Annotated in this window: 14 protein-coding genes and 1 pseudogene; 4 read left to right on the top strand and 11 right to left on the bottom strand. The window is 71.3% G+C overall.

The annotated features are described in order from the left end of the window. Positions 1–33: 33 nt before the first annotated feature. From QZV97_RS02735 to ppk2, 5 genes are all read right to left on the bottom strand, one after another. Positions 34–657: a thioredoxin family protein gene (locus tag QZV97_RS02735; protein WP_295638049.1), complete on the bottom strand. Its 624-nt coding sequence runs from the start codon at positions 655–657 to the stop codon at positions 34–36. 39 nt (positions 658–696) lie between these two features. Further along, positions 697–2,859, bottom strand: coding sequence for a protein-disulfide reductase DsbD domain-containing protein (locus tag QZV97_RS02730; protein ID WP_295638046.1), 2,163 nt, complete (start codon positions 2,857–2,859; stop codon positions 697–699). Positions 2,860–3,011: 152 nt separating this feature from the next. Then, positions 3,012–3,224 carry a hypothetical protein gene (locus QZV97_RS02725; protein WP_295638042.1) on the bottom strand — a complete coding sequence of 71 codons (213 nt, stop codon included), beginning with the start codon at positions 3,222–3,224 and terminating at the stop codon, positions 3,012–3,014. Between the two features lie 230 nt (positions 3,225–3,454). After that, positions 3,455–3,676, bottom strand: a complete 222-nt coding sequence (locus tag QZV97_RS02720) for a hypothetical protein (protein ID WP_295638039.1) — start codon at positions 3,674–3,676, stop codon at positions 3,455–3,457. 310 nt (positions 3,677–3,986) lie between these two features. Continuing rightward, a complete protein-coding gene (gene ppk2, locus QZV97_RS02715) occupies positions 3,987–4,919 on the bottom strand; it encodes a polyphosphate kinase 2 (RefSeq protein WP_295638036.1) in 933 nt (310 codons plus the stop codon). Positions 4,920–5,107: 188 nt separating this feature from the next. Between ppk2 and ppsR the strand changes: the two genes are divergently transcribed. Beyond that, positions 5,108–6,490 (top strand): transcriptional regulator PpsR, encoded by a 1,383-nt coding sequence (gene ppsR / locus QZV97_RS02710; RefSeq protein WP_295638033.1) that lies wholly within the window; start codon positions 5,108–5,110, stop codon positions 6,488–6,490. 7 nt (positions 6,491–6,497) lie between these two features. After that, complete coding sequence (locus tag QZV97_RS02705) at positions 6,498–8,666, top strand: GAF domain-containing protein (RefSeq protein ID WP_295638029.1); 2,169 nt, start codon at positions 6,498–6,500, stop codon at positions 8,664–8,666. Here QZV97_RS02705 and QZV97_RS02700 read toward each other — a convergent pair. From QZV97_RS02700 to pufL, 5 genes and pseudogenes are all read right to left on the bottom strand, one after another. Then, positions 8,630–9,313 carry a heme oxygenase (biliverdin-producing) gene (locus tag QZV97_RS02700; protein ID WP_295638026.1) on the bottom strand — a complete coding sequence of 228 codons (684 nt, stop codon included), beginning with the start codon at positions 9,311–9,313 and terminating at the stop codon, positions 8,630–8,632. The two genes, QZV97_RS02705 and QZV97_RS02700, sit on opposite strands and share 37 nt — an antisense overlap. Positions 9,314–9,390: 77 nt before the next feature. Next, on the bottom strand, positions 9,391–10,290 hold the full coding sequence (gene pufC, locus QZV97_RS02695) for a photosynthetic reaction center cytochrome PufC (RefSeq protein ID WP_295638023.1): 900 nt from the start codon (positions 10,288–10,290) through the stop codon (positions 9,391–9,393). A gap of 116 nt (positions 10,291–10,406) precedes the next feature. Next, positions 10,407–10,658 (bottom strand): annotated as a pseudogene (locus QZV97_RS02690) (photosynthetic reaction center cytochrome c subunit family protein); the annotation flags it as partial. Positions 10,659–10,792: 134 nt separating this feature from the next. After that, positions 10,793–11,767, bottom strand: coding sequence for a photosynthetic reaction center subunit M (gene pufM, locus QZV97_RS02685; RefSeq protein WP_295638020.1), 975 nt, complete (start codon positions 11,765–11,767; stop codon positions 10,793–10,795). A gap of 27 nt (positions 11,768–11,794) precedes the next feature. Next, positions 11,795–12,424 carry a photosynthetic reaction center subunit L gene (gene pufL / locus QZV97_RS02680; RefSeq protein WP_295638017.1) on the bottom strand — a complete coding sequence of 210 codons (630 nt, stop codon included), beginning with the start codon at positions 12,422–12,424 and terminating at the stop codon, positions 11,795–11,797. Positions 12,425–12,462: 38 nt separating this feature from the next. On the opposite strand from pufL, the gene QZV97_RS02675 reads away from it, so the two are divergent. Then, positions 12,463–13,329, top strand: coding sequence for a diiron oxygenase (locus QZV97_RS02675; RefSeq protein WP_295638014.1), 867 nt, complete (start codon positions 12,463–12,465; stop codon positions 13,327–13,329). Positions 13,330–13,354: 25 nt separating this feature from the next. Beyond that, positions 13,355–13,930: a hemerythrin domain-containing protein gene (locus QZV97_RS02670; protein ID WP_295638007.1), complete on the top strand. Its 576-nt coding sequence runs from the start codon at positions 13,355–13,357 to the stop codon at positions 13,928–13,930. Positions 13,931–13,945: 15 nt separating this feature from the next. Here QZV97_RS02670 and QZV97_RS02665 read toward each other — a convergent pair whose 3' ends face one another. Next, entirely contained in the window at positions 13,946–17,164 is a 3,219-nt protein-coding gene (locus QZV97_RS02665) for an efflux RND transporter permease subunit (protein ID WP_295638002.1), read from the bottom strand. Positions 17,165–17,176: the final 12 nt, after the last annotated feature.

The raw sequence follows: 17,176 nt of genomic DNA, 5'->3' as shown, positions 1-17,176 counted from the left end.
CCTTCTTCTTTGCGGCGTCCTTCTTCGCTTCGTTCAGCTCGCGTACTTGACGCTGCAGCCGTAGGGCGCCGCCGTCGTCGTGCTGACCGGCTTGCCGGCCAGCGACTCGGCCAGTGCAGCCTTGACGAAGTTCTTCGCGCCGGGGATGTCGCCGGGGTCGGCCGAGCGCTTGTCGTCGATGCCGCCCGCGTAGACGAGCTTGCCGCCCGGGTCGATGACGTACATGTGCGGCGTGGTCTTGGCACCGTAGGCCTTGCCGATGCTGCCGCTGTCGTCCATCAGCATCGCGGCGGGCGCGGCGCCCCAGGTCTTGTACTTCGCCGTCAGCGCCGCCGGCGCCAGGTAGTCGGTCTGGCCCGGCGCGGTGGAACTGACCGACAGCCACACGACGTTCTTCGCCGCGGCGTCCTTCTGCAGCGCCTGCATGTTCTGCGCGCCGTAGTGCTTGACGACGAAGGGGCAGCCGGGGTTGGTCCACTCCAGCACGACGTGCTTGCCCTTGAAGTCGGCCAGCTTCACGAGCTTGCCGCTGGCGTCCTTGACCTCGAAGGCCGGCGCTGCCTGCCCGATGCTTGCGGTCTGTGCGGCGGCCGTCAGCGGCAGGGCCGCGGCCAGCGCGGCGAGGACGATCAGGCGCTTGTTGAATTCACGTCGCATCTTCGGCTCCTTGATTGACGTTGACGAGGGAACAGGGACTCACAGGGTCGCGAGCGCCTCGGTGACGAGGCGCCCGGTCAGGATCTCCGGCAGCAGCAGCGGCTCCTTGCCGGGGCGGATCAGCAGGTAGACGGGCACGCCGTTGCGGCCCAGCCGGGCCAGCGCCTCGGTGATGCGCGCATCGCGGTTCGTCCAGTCGGCGCGCATCAGCACGACGCCGGCGTCGGCGAAGGCGCGCATCGTCGCGTCGGTGCGCAAGACCAGGCGCTTGTTGACCTGGCAGCTCACGCACCAGGCCGCGGTGAAATCGACGAAGACCGGCTTGCCCTCCGCGACATGGCCTGCGATCGCCGCCTCGTCGTAGACCTGCCAGGCCGCGTCGGTCGACGTGATGGGCGGCGCGTCGGCTTGCGCCGCGAGCGCCGGCGTTGACGCGCCGGGCCAGGTCCAGGCCAGCAATGCGGCGAGCGCCAACGCGCCCAGCACCCTGCCGGCCAGCGCGCGCGCCGGCGGCAGGCCCGCCAGCCACACCAGGAAGGCCAGGCCCACCAGCGCGAGCAGCGCCTTGGCCGCGCCGTCGACGCCGGCCTGCTGGCCCAGCACCCACACCAGCCAGACCACGGTGGCGAACATCGGGAAGGCGAGGAACTGCTTGAGCTGCAGCATCCATACGCCCGGCCGCGGCAGCCGGTCGCGCCAGCCCGGCATCAGCACGAGCAGCGCGTAGGGCAAGGCCATGCCCAGGCCGAGCGCGGCGAACACGCCCAGCGCGAGCAGCGGCGACTGCGTCACCGCATAGCCCAGCGCGGCACCCATGAAGGGCGCGGTGCAGGGACTGGCCGCCGCCACCGCCAGCACGCCGGACCCGAAGGCATCGGCCGCAGGCCGCTCGGCGCGCCAACCGGCCAGGCGTTGCGGCAGCAGGTTGCCGACCTCGAAGGCGCCCATCAGGTTGAGCCCGAGCGCGAAGAACACCAGGGCCAGGACGAAGACGACGCCCGGCTCCTGCAGCTGGAAGCCCCAGCCGATCGCGCTGCCGGCCGCACGCAGCGCCAGCAGCGCGGCGGCCAGCGCGATGAAGCTCAGCAGCACGCCCGCGCCATAGGCCAGCGCGTGCACGCGCAGCGAGGACCGGTCGCGAGACTGCTGCGCCAGGCCCAGCAGCTTGATCGACAGCACCGGAAACACGCAGGGCATCAGGTTCAGCAGAGCCCCGCCGAAGAAAGCCAGCGCGAGCGCCGTCCACAGGCCGAGGTCGGCGCTGCCGCCCAGGCTGGCCGGCGCGGTCGTCGTGGGCATTGCCAGCAGCACGGCCCCGGCCGGCAGCGCGATGGCGGCCACCGGCTGCACGGTCGCCGCGACCTCGACCGCGCGCCGCGTGCCGCCCCAGGGCGGCGGCGCATAGGCGCCGCCCTGCGACACCAGCACGCCGTCGAAGCGCGACGGCAGCGACGCGCCGTCCAGCAGCGCGAGCCGGATCGCGTAGCCGCGCGCGGTGCGAAGGACCTCGTGGCGGGCCGGCTCGAGGGTCTGCTCGGCATGCGGGAAGAAGTGCAAGGGCGGGCGGGCCGCCGAAGCCGCGGCATCGCCGGCCGGCTCCAGCTCGAGCAGCAGCTCGCGGCCGGCCTGCTGCAGCCGGGCGGTCCAGCCCGGCACGGGGAGCGGTCGCTCGACAACGTGGCGCTCGAACAGCGCGCGTGCGGCGCCGGGCGTGGCCGGCGTGCCGGCCGCGGCGACCGGCAGCTGCAGCTCGAGGTCGGCATGCTCGGGAATGCAGACGTCGCTGCAGACCAGCCAGTCGGCGCGCGCCTTCAGCGTCAGCGTCTCGCCCGGTTTCGCATCGGCGGGCGGCGTGTAGCTCAGCGGCAGCAGCACCTCGCCTTCATAACCGTAGTTGACCAGCGGGCCGATGGGCAGGCGCTGCGGCGCGGGCCAGTCGATCGCGGTGGTGCTGCTGCCGGCCGGCAGCGTCCACTTCAGCGTGGTCGGCAGGCCGGAGTCACCCGGGTTGCGCCAGTAGGTGTGCCAGTGCGGGATGTGCTGGAGCTTCAGGCCGATCTGCAGCGGCTGGCCGGGCTTCACGGCGGCGTGCTCGGTCACCAGCTCGGCGGTGACGTGCGCTGTCTTCACCGGCGCGCCAAGGGCCGGCGCGGCGGCGATCGCGAGCAGGAGCGCAGCAAGAAGGACGAAGGCTTGCGACATCGGACGGCGGCCCGGAAGTTCCAGCGGTCGGAGTCTCGACAGGTCGGCGAGTTCCTGCGCCGCCGGCTGCACAAGACCCCGGGCCACTCAAGGCCAAGCGACGGGACGTGCCGAAGACCGGCATCGCATGCATCGGTCGGATGCACGCGCCGTCAAGCGGCTTCGTTGTCGGCGGGTGATTCGTCGACTTGCTGCAGGCAGCGGTCGTGCACCTCGAGCACGCGATTGGCCAGGCGCAGCAGCTGGTCGACATCCGGCGGACGTTCGCCGCGACTCATGCTGCCGACCGCGGCGAGGAAGGAGTAGCGCGCCTCTTCGACGGCTCGAAACCTGGACTGAACCGGATCGATGTTGCTCGTCGCCATGCCGCACCCCGCTACCGCTTGTGAGTCGACTCTACAGGCACGGGCGAGGGCTGAACAAGCGTTACGCGGATCGATTTCGACAGCGTCTGCCGGAGGCTGTCCCCACATTCTGTGGACAAGGCTGTGGACATGCGGTGCAGAGCACACGCCGATGCGCGCCCGGCCTCGTCATCGCTCTCACTGCTGCAAACTTCAGCGCTTCATGCACGCTGTCACATGGGCGACGACGCTCAGCGCGGCGGCGGGCAGGCGAGCACCGCGCCCTGCACCGTGCAGGTGCCGCGCGGGCCGACCAGGTCGGGGCCCAGGCGCTGCAATCGCGAGCCGTCGCTGGCCCAGCAGCCGGTCGCATCGCAGCCGGTCACGACGAGCGGCGACGGCGGCGGCGCGATGGCCGACGGCGCGGGCACCGGTCGCGGCGCGCCGGTGATCCTTGCGGCGGGTGACTCCACGCTGATCGGCGCACGCAGGCGCGGCCGCGGTGGCGGCGACTCCGGCGCGGCTCCGAGACAAGCCCGTGCCGCATCGCGACGTCGCGCCACCATGCGCGCATCAGGGGCCGACGTCGCCGCGGACGCGGCACGGCCCTCTTCGACTCGAAGGGCTTCGAGCGCGCGCTCGCAGTCGGCAGAACGCAGGGGATCTTCGCCGGCCGGCGCACCCGCCATCGCTGTCGACATCAGGAGTCCGATCGCAAGCCGGCCAGGGATTCCTCGTCGCATGCCGGGTTCGACCGCAATGGTCGCCGCAAGTTCGCAGCTCTCAGTAGACCTCGGGCACGACCATCTCGGCCGGCACCGGCTGGCGCGTGTAGTCGGGGTTGCGCACGCGCGGCGGCAGCTCGACCAGGGGCTTGGGCACGGCCTCGTAGGGCATCTGCGACAGCAGGTGCGCGATGCAGTTCAGGCGCGCGCGCTTCTTGTCCACCGCGTGCACCAGCCACCACGGCGCCTCGGGGATGTGGGTGTGCTCGAGCATCGCTTCCTTGGCCTTGGTGTAGGCCTCCCAGCGCACGCGGCTCTCCAGGTCCATCGGGCTCAGCTTCCACTGCTTGAGCGGGTCGTGGATGCGGCCGAGGAAGCGCAGGTGCTGTTCCTCGTCGGTGATCGAGAACCAGTACTTGATCAGCCGGATGCCGGATCGCACCAGCATGCGCTCGAACTCCGGCACCGAGCGGAAGAACTCCTCGACCTCGTCTTCGCTGCAGAAGCCCATCACGCGCTCGACGCCGGCGCGGTTGTACCAGCTGCGGTCGAACAGCACGATCTCGCCGCCGGCCGGCAGGTGCTGCACGTAGCGCTGGAAGTACCACTGCGTGCGTTCGCGGTCGTTGGGCGCCGGCAGCGCGACGACGCGGCAGACGCGCGGGTTGAGCCGCTGCGTGATGCGCTTGATGGCCCCGCCCTTGCCGGCCGAGTCGCGGCCCTCGAACACGATCACGACCTTCTGCCGGGTCGCCGCGACCCAGTCCTGCAGCTTGACCAGTTCGCCCTGCAGGCGGAAGAGCTCACGGAAGTAGCGGCGCCGTTCGACCTGGCGCGTCGCCTCGTCGCCGCCGGCGCCGGGTTCAAGCGCCTCGAGCTGGCGGTCGTCGAACTCCAGCTCGAACTCCTCGTCGTAGCCGTCGATCAGGTCGTTCTCGATGCGTCGGACGAGTTCGTCGTGGTCGACGCTCGGGGCAGGCTGCCGGTCCATGAGGTCCGATGCGGTCGAGTTGGGGAGTTTTCGATGTTCGGGGCGAGCCGATGACGGCTTGATGACGCCGACGCTGCGGTCCGCCGACCCGCGCATCCCCTAGGCACCCCGGCCCCGACCCCCGCCTAAACTGGCAGGGATGCGCGGCCGGGCTCGGCCACGCCCCCCGAAGGAGCCACGCGAGCCACGTGCCGGATGACGCCCCCGATCTCGCCGCCCTGTCGCCGTGGGCGCGCGAGCTGGCGCAGACCTTCGTGTCGCTGGACAGCGACATCGCGCTGGTGATCGATGCCGACGGCGTGGTCCGCAACGTCGCGCAGGGCCACGCCGCGCCGCTGTCGGCCGCGGTGCGGGACTGGGTCGGCCGGCCCTGGGTCGACACGGTGACGGCCGACACCCGCGGCAAGATCGAGCGCCTGCTGGCCGATGTCACGTCGACCGGGCTGGCGCGCCGGCGCGAGGTCAACCACCCGTCATCCAGCGGCGACCACATCCCGGTCGCCTACGCCGCGGTGCGGCTCGGCGAGCACGGCCCGGTGCTGGCGGCCGGCCGCGACCTGCGTGCGATCGCGGCGATCCAGCAGCGCTTCGTCGATGCGCAGCGCGAGATGGAACGCGGCTACTGGTCGGCACGCCAGGCCGAGTCGCGCTACCGGCTGCTGTTCCAGGTGGCGACCGACGCGGTGATGATCGTCGACGCCGGCAGCCTGCGCATCCTCGAGGCCAACGAGGCGGCCTCGCGGATGTTCGACCTGAGCCTCGATCAGCTGGCCGGGCACGACGTGGTGGCCGGCTTCGAGCATCACTCGCGCGGCGCGGTCGAGGAGTTGCTGACGACCGCGCGTACCGGCGGCCGCGCCGCCGAGATCCGCGTGCGGCTGGCCGGCAAGGTGGGCAGTGCCAGCGTCGCGGCCACGCCCTTCCGCGGCGCCGGCGCGATGCACCTGCTGGTGCGCGTGCGCCAGGCCGAAGGGGCGGCCGCCAGCCCGCTCGATCTCGGTCGATCGCTGGCGCGGCTGGTCGACGGCGCGCACGAGGGCGTGGTGGTCACCGACTCGAGCGGTCGCATCCTCGCCGCCAATCCGGCCTTCGTCGACTTGCTGCGCGCCGGCGACGAGGGCGCGCTCAAGGGCCGGCAGCTCGGCGAGCGTGCCGGCCTGGCGCCCGCCGAGATCGAATCGCTGCTGACCGCGGTCCGCCGCCACGGCCTGGCGCATCGCGCCGGCCTGGTGCTGCGGGCGGCCGGCGCGCCGGCCGCCCGCGTCGATGTGTCGGCGGCCCTGCTGACCGAAGGCGACCAGGAGTGCGTGGGCCTGATGCTCAAGCTCGTCGACCGGGCCACGGACGAGCCGCAGCCCGAGAGCGTCGTGCTGACGCCGCTCGCGGCGCGCCTGGGCACGGCCGACCTGGGCACGCTGCTGCGCGACGCCAACGCACGGGCGCAACGGCAGCTGATCGACGCGGCGCTGCAGCGCGTCGGCGGCGACGTCGCGGCCGCGGCCGCCTTGCTGGGCATCACCGCGCGCACGCTGAAGCGCCGGCGCGGACCCGGGACGGGCGATGCAACCTGAGCCGGCCGTGAGCGCGCTGACCAGCCCGCCCTTCGGCCAGGCCGACCTGAGCAACTGCGAGCGCGAGCTCATCCACCTGGCCGGGTCGGTGCAGCCGCACGGCCTGCTGCTGGCCTTGCGCGAGCCCGAGCTGCGCATCGTGCAGCTGAGCGCCAACCTCGAGGCGCTGGCGGGCGTGCCGGCCGAGGTGCTGCTGGGCCAGAAGCTGGCCGAGCTCGGCGGCGACATCGAGTCGCAGGTACGCCGCCAGCTCGCGTCGGCCGACCTGTCGGAGCCGGCGCCGCTGCGCTGTCGCATCGCCGTCCACGGCCGCGCGACGGACCGGGAGGGCTGCCTGCACCGCGAGCCGCGCGGCCTGCTGCTCGTCGAGATCGAGCCGACGGCATCGAGCCTGCCGACGGTCGACCTGCCCCACGACCGGCTGGTCGAGCAGCTCGGCGCCGCCGTCGAACGCTTCAGCAATGCATCGACCATCGGCACGCTGGCCGACTCGGTGGTGCGCTGCTTCCGCGACCTGGTCGGCTACGACCGCGTGATGGTCTACAAGTTCGACCCCGACGGCCACGGCAAGATCATCGCCGAGGCGCGCGATCCGCGCCTGGAGTCGCTGCTGGATCATCACTACCCGGCCTCCGACATCCCGCAGCGCGCCCGCGAGCTCTACCTGCGCAACCGCGTGCGCGTGCTGGCCGACGTGCACTACGAGGCCGCCCCCCTGCTGCCGCAGCGCCTGCGCGGCAGCGACGAAGACCTCGACATGTCGCTGTGCCAGCTGCGCAGCATGTCGCCGCTGCATCTGCAGTACCTGAAGAACATGGGCGTGACGGCGACGCTGGTGGTGTCGCTGGTGCGTGAAGGCAAGCTCTGGGGTCTGATCGCCTGCCACCACTACAGCCCGCGCAATCTGCGCTTTGCGGTGCGCGCGGCGGCCGACATGCTGGCCGAGGTGATCTCGACGCGCATCACGGCGATCGAGAACTACGCCCATGCGCAGGTCGCCATCCAGGTGCGGCGCCTCGAGCAGCGCCTGGTCGAGGCCACCTCGACCGAGGGCGACTGGCGGCTGGCGCTGTTCCGCAATCCGCGCACGCTGCTGCAGCCGCTCGATGCGACCGGCGCCGCGCTGTATCACGAGGGCGAGCTGCTGACCTCGGGCGAGGTGCCGTCGACACCCGAGCTGCGTGCGCTGCTGCAGTGGATCGACACGCGGTCCTTCGACGGGCTGTTCAGCTGCTCTTCGGTGGCGCGAGAGAACCCGGCGCTCGATTCGCTGACGCCGACCGCCAGCGGCGTGCTGGCCGTCAAGCTGTCGGCGGCACGGCCCGATTACCTGGTCTGGTTCCGCAAGGCGCAGTTGCTGACCGTCACCTGGGCGGGCGATCCGTCCAAGCCGGTGGTCGGCAACGACCCGCTGGAGCTGTCGCCGCGGCGGTCCTTCGCCGCCTGGTCCGAGATCGTGCGCGGCACCGCCCTGCCCTGGTCGACGGGCGAACAGGCGCTCGCGCGGGCCTTCGGCGAGGCGCTGATCGACATCGTGGTGCAGGTCAACGCGGTGCGCCTGCTGATCGCCGAGCACCAGCTCGCCGGCATCCGCGCCACCGTCGCGCACTCCAAGGAGCCGATCGCGATCGCCGACGCGACGCAGCACCTGCTGTTCGTCAACGACGCCTTCCGCGACCTGACCGGCGTGAGCAGCGGCAGCGCGTCGCTCGACGACCTGGCCGCCCTGTGCACGCAGCCCGCGCTGCTGCGCAAGGCCGTGGACCAGCTGAGCCAGGAGCGGCAGCCCTGGCGCGGCGAGCTGAGCCTGGCGCGCGGCAGCGACACGCTGCCGGTCGGCCTGCGCGCCGAGGTCGTTCCGGCGCGCGACGGCTCGGTGCTGGGCTACTTCCTGATCCTCGACGATCTGCGTGAAAGCCGCCGCACGGCTGCCGCGCGCCAGCATCTCGAGCAGTCGCTGTCGCGCACCGGCCTGCGCCAGCCGGCCGGCCGCGGCGAGACGCAGGCCGATGGACTGATGAACGCGATCCTCGCCAACGCGAGCCTGGCGGCGATGGACATCGCCGACGGCAATGCCTTGCCGGGCGTGGCGCCGCTGCTCGAGGAACTGGAGGCCTCGACCGAGCGCGCCGCGGCGCTCTACGCGCGACTGCGCGGGCTGGCGTCGGAAGGCTGAGGCCGCGCCAGATCGGCGGCGAGCGCGAGCTCGTCGAACAGGCGCAGATGCAGGCCGAAGGCGAGCCGTGCCTCGGCCACCAGCATGTCGGCCAGGCGACCGCGATCGTCGATCGCCGCGAGGCCGTCGCGGAAGTCCCGGCCACGCTGCGCGGCCAGCGAGACACCTCCGAAGTCGTAGAAGCGCGTCGCGTCGCCAGCCGGCAGCTGCAGGCTGCGCTCGACGATGGGCGCGAGCAGCTGGCCGCCGCTCAGGTCCCCGAGGTAGCGCACGTAGGCGTGGCCCAGCAACGCGGCCGGCGTCTCGCGGGCCAGCTGCCGCAGGTGGCGGGCATGCTGCTGCGCCGCCGGCTGCGCGTCGAGCTCGGTCGCCCACGCCTTGCCGGCCAGGCCGCACAGGTCGCGCTCCAGCGCCGCGCGTCGTGCCAGCGCCGGGCACCAGACGCGCGCGAGCTGCGGATGGCCCGGGTGCGCGTCCAGCCCGGCCTCGAGGGCCGCGTAGATCTCGTGCAGGCTGCGCAGCATCAGCGCATACGCGCCGCGCTCCAGGCGGCCGCTCAGCAGCGCGCTCATGAAGGCGCTGCGCTCGGCGGCGCGGTGCAGCTCGTGGGTCTCGGACTTCAGGCGCTCGGCCAGGGGCTCGCTCACACGGCGCTCCGTCGCGTTGGGGAGCCCCCATCATAGGCAGCGGCCCCGCCGCTGCGGGGCCGGCCGCCACTCGGACGCTACTTCAGCGCCACCTCGACGCGCCGCGCCTTCGGATCCTCGCCCGACAGGTTGGCTTCGGCCGACTGCGGCTTCTCCAGCACGACGCGGTCGGCGCCGATGCCGGCCGCCTTCAGCGCATCGCGCACGGCGAAGGCGCGCTGCTTCGCGAGCTCCTGGTTCTGGCTCAGGCTGCCCGAGGCCGAGTGGTAGCCGGAGATCACCGCCTTGGCCGACGCGTTGGCCTTCAGGGACTCGGCCAGCGCCGCGAGGCTCTTGCTGCCGTCGTCCGTCAGCGCCGACGAGCCGACCGCGAAGAATACCGTCGCGCTGTCGACCGACGCGGGGGCGGCAGCCGGTTCTGCGGCAGCGGCCGGTGCCGTCACCGCCACCTTGACGCCGCTCAGCTCGGGGTGCGCCTTCAGCAGGCTGGTGCCGTAGAGCGGCTTGTAGGCCCCCTGGTGGCAGGTCGCGCAGTTGACCTTGGCGACATCGCCGGTCGGCCCGTTGCGAGACGCCGGAAAGACCGAGGTCAGCGGCTGCATGTAGGCCTTGTTCAGATCGCGCGCCATGCGGATGCCGTACCAGGCCGTGGTGCGCTGCGGCGTGCTGGCGTCCCACTGCGCGAACGAACGGCTGTTGTGGCAGTAGGTGCAGTTCACGCCCAGCGACTGCGACATGTGCATCATCAGTCCGTAGGTCCACTCGGCCTGCTTGGTCGATTGGCGGTTGCCGGACGGCAGCGCCGTGGTTCCGATGACGCGGATCTCGTTGCCGCTGGCCAGGAAGGGCGTGAACGGGTCCTCGGGCAGCGAGGCCCAGGCCACCGAGCCCGCCGCGACGTTCTGGCCGGCGCGATCGCCGACCAGGGCCGTCGCCTGCTTCTGCGGCGCACTCGTGAACCACACCTCGGCCGGCACCGGTTGACCACGGTGGCAGGTGTAGCAGGTGACGCCGGTCTCGGCGACGTGTGGTTCTTCCAGTCGGCGTTGATGTGCTGCGTCATCTGCAGCACCTTGCGGGCGACGACCTTGGTGTAGAGCTTGTCCGACGACAGGTCCTCGCCGGCGGCGTGGCAGTAGACGCAGCCCTGCTTCGGTGCGACCCAGGCCGTGATCGCCGTCATGGTGCGGGTGAACTCGGCCACGCTCTGGTCGCCGAGGACCTGCACGTTCTTGAAGGTGTCCTTGGCCTTGGGGCCGTCCGCGGGTGCTGCCGGCAGCGCGGCCGGCGACGTGTTCAGCGCCGCCTGGGTCGCGACGATGCGCGGGTTGTAGACCTGCTCCATGCCGGTGCCGCGGTAGCCGCGCTGCACCGTGTCCACCGGGGGCCGCTCGCACCCGGACAGCAGCAGCGCGGCGGCTGCCAGGAAGAGCCACGGTGTCGTCCGCACGATGACGTGGCCCTTGTCGAGGCGCTTGCTCATGGCTTGACTCCCAGCAGGGCGGGGTCGGTGACCGCCGGAAACACCGCCGGATAGCCCGGCGCCACGCCGTGCTTGACGGCCCAGAGGAACCAGTTGTCGACCACCGTGCCGGTCAGCAGGATGCCGATGCCGCCGGTGAGCGGGCACAGCACCGCGAACCACCAGGCCCAGCGGTGGACCGATTCCATCGTCGCGTTGAAGCCCATGGTCCAGCGCCAGAACAGCGCGGCGCGTTCGCTGGCGGTGCCGCGGTCGGTGATCTGCTCGATCTCGCGCTCGCCGCCGAAGCGGCTGACCGCGAGGATGGTCGCCCCGTGCATCGCGAACAGCAGCGCCGACCCGTACAGGAAGGCGATGCTGAGCATGTGGAAGGGGTTGTAGAACAGGTTGCCGTAGCGGATCGAGAAGGCCGCGGTCCAGTCGAGGTGGGGGAAGATGCCGAACGGCACCGCCTCGCCCCAGCTGCCCATCAGGATCGGGCGGAAGAAGCCCAGCACCAGGTACAGCCAGATCGCCGCGGCGAAGGCCCACGCCACGTGCGTGCCCATGCCCAGCGCGCGGGCCCGGCGGTACATGCGCGCCCACCAGAGCAGGATCGACGCGGTGAGGAAGAAGCCCGCCATCAGCCACCAGCCGCCCTGGTTGAGCGGTGGCATCTTCAGGCCGTACTCGGGTGGCGGCGGCTCGAGCGCCAGCCAGGGCAGCTGCCGCACGAACTGCACGATGTCCCAGTTGACCGAGGCCAGCATGTTCAGGCCGATGATCTCGAAGGCCGCGAAGAAGCAGATGATCGAGATCAGCCCCAGCCAGCCCAGGTAGATCGGCCCGATCTGCGCGTCGCCGAGGCGGCCGAACAGGTGGATGTGCGCGGGCACGCCGTCGCGCTTCTTGGACCCTGCTGCCAGCGGCACGCCGGCATAGGAGGGTGCGGCAACCTGCACCCGTGTGAAGAGGTTCTGGTATTCGGCCACGTTGGTCTCCTCGTCGTTCGGTGCGGGTCAGCGCCAGATCGGCAGGTTCAGCCACCAGCCCCACCACTCGGGCCAGCCGCGCGTCCAGAACGGCCCGCTGATGACGATGCACACCGCGCTCCAGAACACCGCCGACAGCGCCAGGAACAGGCCGAGCCGGTGGATGCCCAGGGTGCCGATCGAGTAGCCGATCGCGTCGCGGAAGAAGGTGTTCTCGTGCTCGGCCGTCTTGACCGGCTCACCCGGGGCCGGGTTGGTCGACGACAGGATCAGCGAGCCGTGCAGCGACAGCGCGAAGCAGGTCGCGAAGAAGAAGCTCACCCCCAGCATGTGCGCCGGGTTGTAGTGGAAGTGCAGGTACTGGTAGCCGGTGTTCGACACCCAGTCCAGGTGACTCATGATCCCGTAGGGGAAGCCGTGGCCCCAGGCGCCCATCAGCACCGGGCGGATCACGACCAGCGTCACGTAGGCCAGGATCGCGAAGCTGAACGCGAAGGGCACGTGGTAGCCGATGCCGAGCTTTCGACAGATCTCGACCTCGCGCAGCGCCCAGGATCCGAAGGCGCCGATCGCGCAGACCGTGATGAGCTGCCAGGAGCCCCGGGCGCTCGTGCCTTGATCCAGATCAGCCCTGTCGCGAGGGTCGCTTCCTAGCATCGGACGTCTCTTGCCCCCTGCCTGGAGCCCCCCGTCGCATGGAAACCGCCTCGGAGATCGCCGATCGACTGTCGCGCGCGTCATGCCGGAAGTTCTACGACGTCTACCGCGCCATCGACTGGCCCGAGCGCCTGGATGACGCGGCATGGGCGATGTCGCCGGAGCTGGTGTCGCTCCACGGCACGCCGGCCTGGGACGCGCTCGACGAGGCCGGCCGCCACCGGCTCGCCCTGCACGAGATGGCCAACGTCTTCAGCCTGATCCTGCACGGCGAGCGGCTGCTGGTGCAGGGTCTGGCGCATCGCCTCTACGCGCGCAGCAACAACCGCCCGATCACCGGCTACCTGCATCACTTCCTGGACGAGGAGAACAAGCACATGGTGATGTTCGGGGAGTACTGCCACCGCTACGTCGGCAAGGTCTACCCGGACAAGAAGCTGGCGCTCGCGCCGCGGCCGCTCGCGCCCGGCGAGGAGGAGGTCGTGTTCTTCTGCATGGCGATGGTGGTCGAGGAGCTGGGCGACTTCTACAACGTCGTCATCGAGCAGGACGAGCGCGTCGACGCGCTGACGCGCCGCATCAACCAGGTCCACCACATCGACGAGGCCCGTCACCTCGCCTTCGGGCGGCTGCACCTGGCCGAGCTCTTCGAGCGCCACGCGCCGGGCTGGGACGCCGACGCGCTGGCGGCGTTCCGGCGCTGGCTCGGCGACTACCTGCGCGCCTGCTGGGGCGAGTACTACAACCCCGCGGCCTACCGCGACGCCGGCATCGCGGACGCCTACGAGGTGCGCCAGGCCGCCATCGGCCACCCGGCCGCCGTCGCGCACCGCGTCCGCGCCTCGGAGAAGCTGGTCGGCTACCTGCTGCGCACCGGCGTGCTGGCCGAGCGCCCGGCCTTGTGAGCGGACGGAAGGGAAGGATTCGCCCATGGAACATGCTGCCCTGCGGGTGATCCGCGACGAGCACGCCTCGCTCGCGGCGATGCTGCGCACCGTGTCGCTGCTGCTGGCGCAGCACCGGCGCGACGGCACGGCGCCCGACTTCCGGGCCCTGCGCGCGATGCTCTTCTACATCACCGAGTTTCCCGAGCGCCTGCACCACGCCAAGGAGTCGACGCTGCTGTTCCCGCTGCTGCGGGCGCGCAGCGCGCAAGGCCACCGGGTCCTGGATCGCCTGGACCGCGAGCACGGCGAGGGCGAGCGCGCGACGCGCGAACTGGAGCATGCGCTGATCGCCTTCGAGATGATGGGCACCCCGCGGCGCGACGCGTTCGAGCAGGCAGCGCAGGCCTACGTCGACTTCTATCTCGCCCACATGCGGCTGGAGGAGCAGGAGGTGCTGCCGCTGGCGCAGCAGGTGCTGACGGCCGGCGACTGGGCCCTGCTCGACGCGGCGTTCTCGAGCAACGACGATCCGCTGCTGGGGCATGCGCCGGCAGCCGAGTACGCGGCGCTGTTCAGCCACATCGTGCGCCTGGTGCCGGCGCCGCTGGGCCTGGGCTGAGCGCGTCGGCGCCGCTCAGGCCGGCTGCGGCCCCTGGCGGCGGGTCAACCGCCGCCGCAGCGCCGCGCCGCCGCGCACCAGCAGCCGCCAGACAGCGCGCAGCATCAGCAGCGTCAGCACCGCCTCGACCAGCGTGACGACGAAGGCCGGGAAGGCCGACCAGCGCGCCGCACGGCCGCGGAACTTGGCCGCGGCACGCTCGCGCGAGATCTCGATGCTGTCGTAGAAGCTCGGGATCACCAGCAGCGTCAGCAGCGTCGAGGTCAGCGTGCCGCCAATGATGGCGACCGCCATCGGCCGGTAGAACTCGCCGCCCTCGCCCACGCCGATGGCCACCGGCAGCATGCCGGCGATCAGCGCGAAGGTCGTCATCAGGATGGGCCGCAGGCGCTGGCGGCCGGCGGCCATCAGCGCCTCCTCGCGCTCGACGCCGCGCGCCTCGGCGCTGCGTGTCGCGTCGATCAGCAGGATGCCGTTCTTCGCCACCAGGCCCACCAGCATGATGATGCCGATGAAGCTCATCAGGTTCAGCGTCCCCTTGGTCACCAGCAGCGCAAGCACCACGCCGATCAGGCTGAGCGGCAGCGACAGCATCACCGGCAGCGGCGCGGTGAACGACCCGAACTGCACCACCAGCACCAGGTACATCAGCGCCACGCCCATCACGAGTGCGATCCCCATCTCCGAGAACACCTCCTGCTGGTCGCGCGAGGCGCCGGCCAGCTCGAGGCCGTAGCCGGGCGGGAAGTCCATCGCGCGCGCGAGCTTCAGCGCGTCGGCCGTCACCTCGCCCGGCGAGCGGCCCTGCGCATTGGCCGACACGGCGATCATCCGCTTGCCGTCGGCATGCTCGATCTTCGACGGCGCCTTGCCCATGCTGACGCTGGCGATCTGCTCGAGCGGCACGACCATGCGGCCGCTGCCGGCCACGGCGATCGGCAGCCGCTCGATGTTGGCCGCGTCCACCCGGTCGTCGGGATGCAGGCGCACCGCCACGTCGCGCGTCTCGCCGGAGGGGTCGACCCAGTCGCCCACCTCGACGCCGGCGAAGGCGACGCGCAGCGCCTGCGCGGCGTCGCCGGCCGAGATGCCCAGTGCGTTGGCCAGGCCGCGGTCCAGCTCGATCTTCAGCTCGTCCTGCGGGTCCTGCTCGGACAGGCCGACGTCGGTCGCGCCAGGCACCTTGCGCAGCTTCTCCATGAACTCGCTGGTCAGCGCCAGCAGCTGCCGCGAGTCGCTGCCGTGGAAGCGGATCTGCACCGGCTTCTGCACGCCGTTGTTCAGGTCGTCGATGACCGTGTACTCGGCGCCCACCAGCCGCTGCATCCGCGCCCGCAGGTCGACGGCGATCTGCTCGGCCGAGCGCTTGCGCTCGGTGCTCTTGCCGATGTCGACGTAGATGCGCCCGCCGCCCGGGTTGACGTAGCTGTTGGTCGCGACGGTCTCCGGCACGCTGCGCGCCTGCACGGCGGCGCTCTCCATCTTGAGCCGCGCGTACTCGAGACTGCTGCTGGACGGCGTGCGCACCTCGATCGCCAGCACGCCGGCATCCGAGGCCGGCAGGAAGCTGGAGCCGCCGACCGTCGCCTGCAGCACCAGGGCCAGCACGAAGCTGCCGAAGCCGAACACGAACATCCAGGTGCGGTGATGCAGCGCCCAGGCGATGACGCGGCCGTAGCGGTCGGCCTGCCGGTCGAACCAGTCGTTGAAGGTCGCCAGCCAGCGGCTGATGCCGCGCCGGGGCGCCTCGTGGTGGCCCGGCGGATCGCCCCAGTAGGCCGACAGCATCGGGTCGAGCGTGAACGAGATGAACAGGCTCACCATCACCGAGGCCACGACGGTCAGCGCGAAGGGCCGGAACCACTCGCCCGACACGCCCGGCATGAAGGCCACCGGCACGAACACCGCGACGATGGAGAAGGTGGTGGCCATCACCGCCAGGCCGATCTCGGCCGTGCCGTTGAGCGCCGCGGTGCGGCGGTCCTCGCCGCGCTCCATGTGGCGCACGATGTTCTCGCGCACGACGATGGCGTCGTCGATCAGCACGCCGATCGCCAGCGACAGGCCCAGCAGGCTCATGAAGTTGAGCGTGAAGCCGCACAGCCACACCGCGATGAAGGCCGCGATCACCGAGGTCGGCAGGCTCAGCGCCGTGATCAGCGTCGAGCGCCAGGAGTTGAGGAACAGGTAGACCACGAAGACCGTCAGCCCGGCGCCGAACACCAGCGCATGGATCACGTTGTTGAGGCTGCTCTGGGCGTCCTCGCCGCCGTCCTCGGTGATGACGAGGCGCGTGCCTTCGGGCAGGCCCCGGGCGATGTCGGCCACCAGCGTGCGCACCTCCTTGGCCACCGACACGGTGCTGGCGTCGCGCGAGCGCGTCAGCGAGATGCCGACGTTCGGCTGGCCGTTGCGCACGCTGAAGGTCGTCAGCTCGGCGAAGCCGTCGCGCACCACCGCCAGCTGGCCGAGGCGCACGGTCTCCTCGCCGCGCCGCGCCACCACGACCTGCTCGAAGTCGGCCGGCACCTCGATGCGCCCGACCAGCCGGATGCTCTGGTCCTGCAGGCTGCCGCGCACCTTGCCGACCGGCGCGGTGGCGTTCTGCGCGCGCAAGGCGTTGACGACCTCGGTGACCGAGACGTTGTACTCGCGCAGCTTCTCGGCGCGCAGCAGCACGCTCAGCTCGCGCTTCAGCGCACCGCTGACGTCGACGATCGCGACACCCGGGATCGCCCGGAAGCGATCGGCCAGCTCGTCCTCGGCCAGCCGCGAGATCTCGGCATGGCTCTGCGAGGTCGAGGACAGCGCGATCTGCACGATCGGCCGGGCCCCGGGGTCGACGCGCCGCAGCACCGGCTCGCGCATCTCGACCGGCAGCTTGTAGCGCACCGTGCCGATGGCATTGCGCACCTCCTCGGCGGCCTCGATCATGTTCTTGCTGAACACGAAGAACAGCAGGAAGCGCGCGTTGCCCTCGTTGGCCGTCGCGTTGATCTTGTCGACGCCGGGGATGCTGTTGAGCGTCTTCTCGATGCGGTTGATGACCTCGCGCTCGACGGTGTCGGGCGAGGCGCCGGGGTAGTCGATGCTGACCGCGAGCATCGGCTGCTCGACATCGGGGATCTGGTTGACGCGCAGCTTCTTCAGGGCCAGCAGGCCCAGCGCCATCAGCGCGATGATGATCGCGATGGTCGCGATCGGCCGCTTGATGCTGAAGTCCGACAGGAACATGGCCGCTCCTCC

This window comes from uncultured Methylibium sp. (assembly GCF_902826655.1).
Lineage (GTDB): Bacteria > Pseudomonadota > Gammaproteobacteria > Burkholderiales > Burkholderiaceae_C > Methylibium.
This window is presented reverse-complemented; position numbering and strand designations above follow the sequence as displayed.

Coding starts and splice junctions, on each gene's coding strand:
- ppk2 (WP_295638036.1), bottom strand. CDS start 4,919: ATGGACCGGCAGCCTGCCCCGAGCGTCGACCACGACGAACTCGTCCGA.
- QZV97_RS02670 (WP_295638007.1), top strand. CDS start 13,355: ATGGAACATGCTGCCCTGCGGGTGATCCGCGACGAGCACGCCTCGCTC.
- QZV97_RS02675 (WP_295638014.1), top strand. CDS start 12,463: ATGGAAACCGCCTCGGAGATCGCCGATCGACTGTCGCGCGCGTCATGC.
- QZV97_RS02725 (WP_295638042.1), bottom strand. CDS start 3,224: ATGGCGACGAGCAACATCGATCCGGTTCAGTCCAGGTTTCGAGCCGTC.
- QZV97_RS02665 (WP_295638002.1), bottom strand. CDS start 17,164: ATGTTCCTGTCGGACTTCAGCATCAAGCGGCCGATCGCGACCATCGCG.
- QZV97_RS02735 (WP_295638049.1), bottom strand. CDS start 657: ATGCGACGTGAATTCAACAAGCGCCTGATCGTCCTCGCCGCGCTGGCC.
- pufL (WP_295638017.1), bottom strand. CDS start 12,424: ATGCTAGGAAGCGACCCTCGCGACAGGGCTGATCTGGATCAAGGCACG.
- QZV97_RS02730 (WP_295638046.1), bottom strand. CDS start 2,859: ATGTCGCAAGCCTTCGTCCTTCTTGCTGCGCTCCTGCTCGCGATCGCC.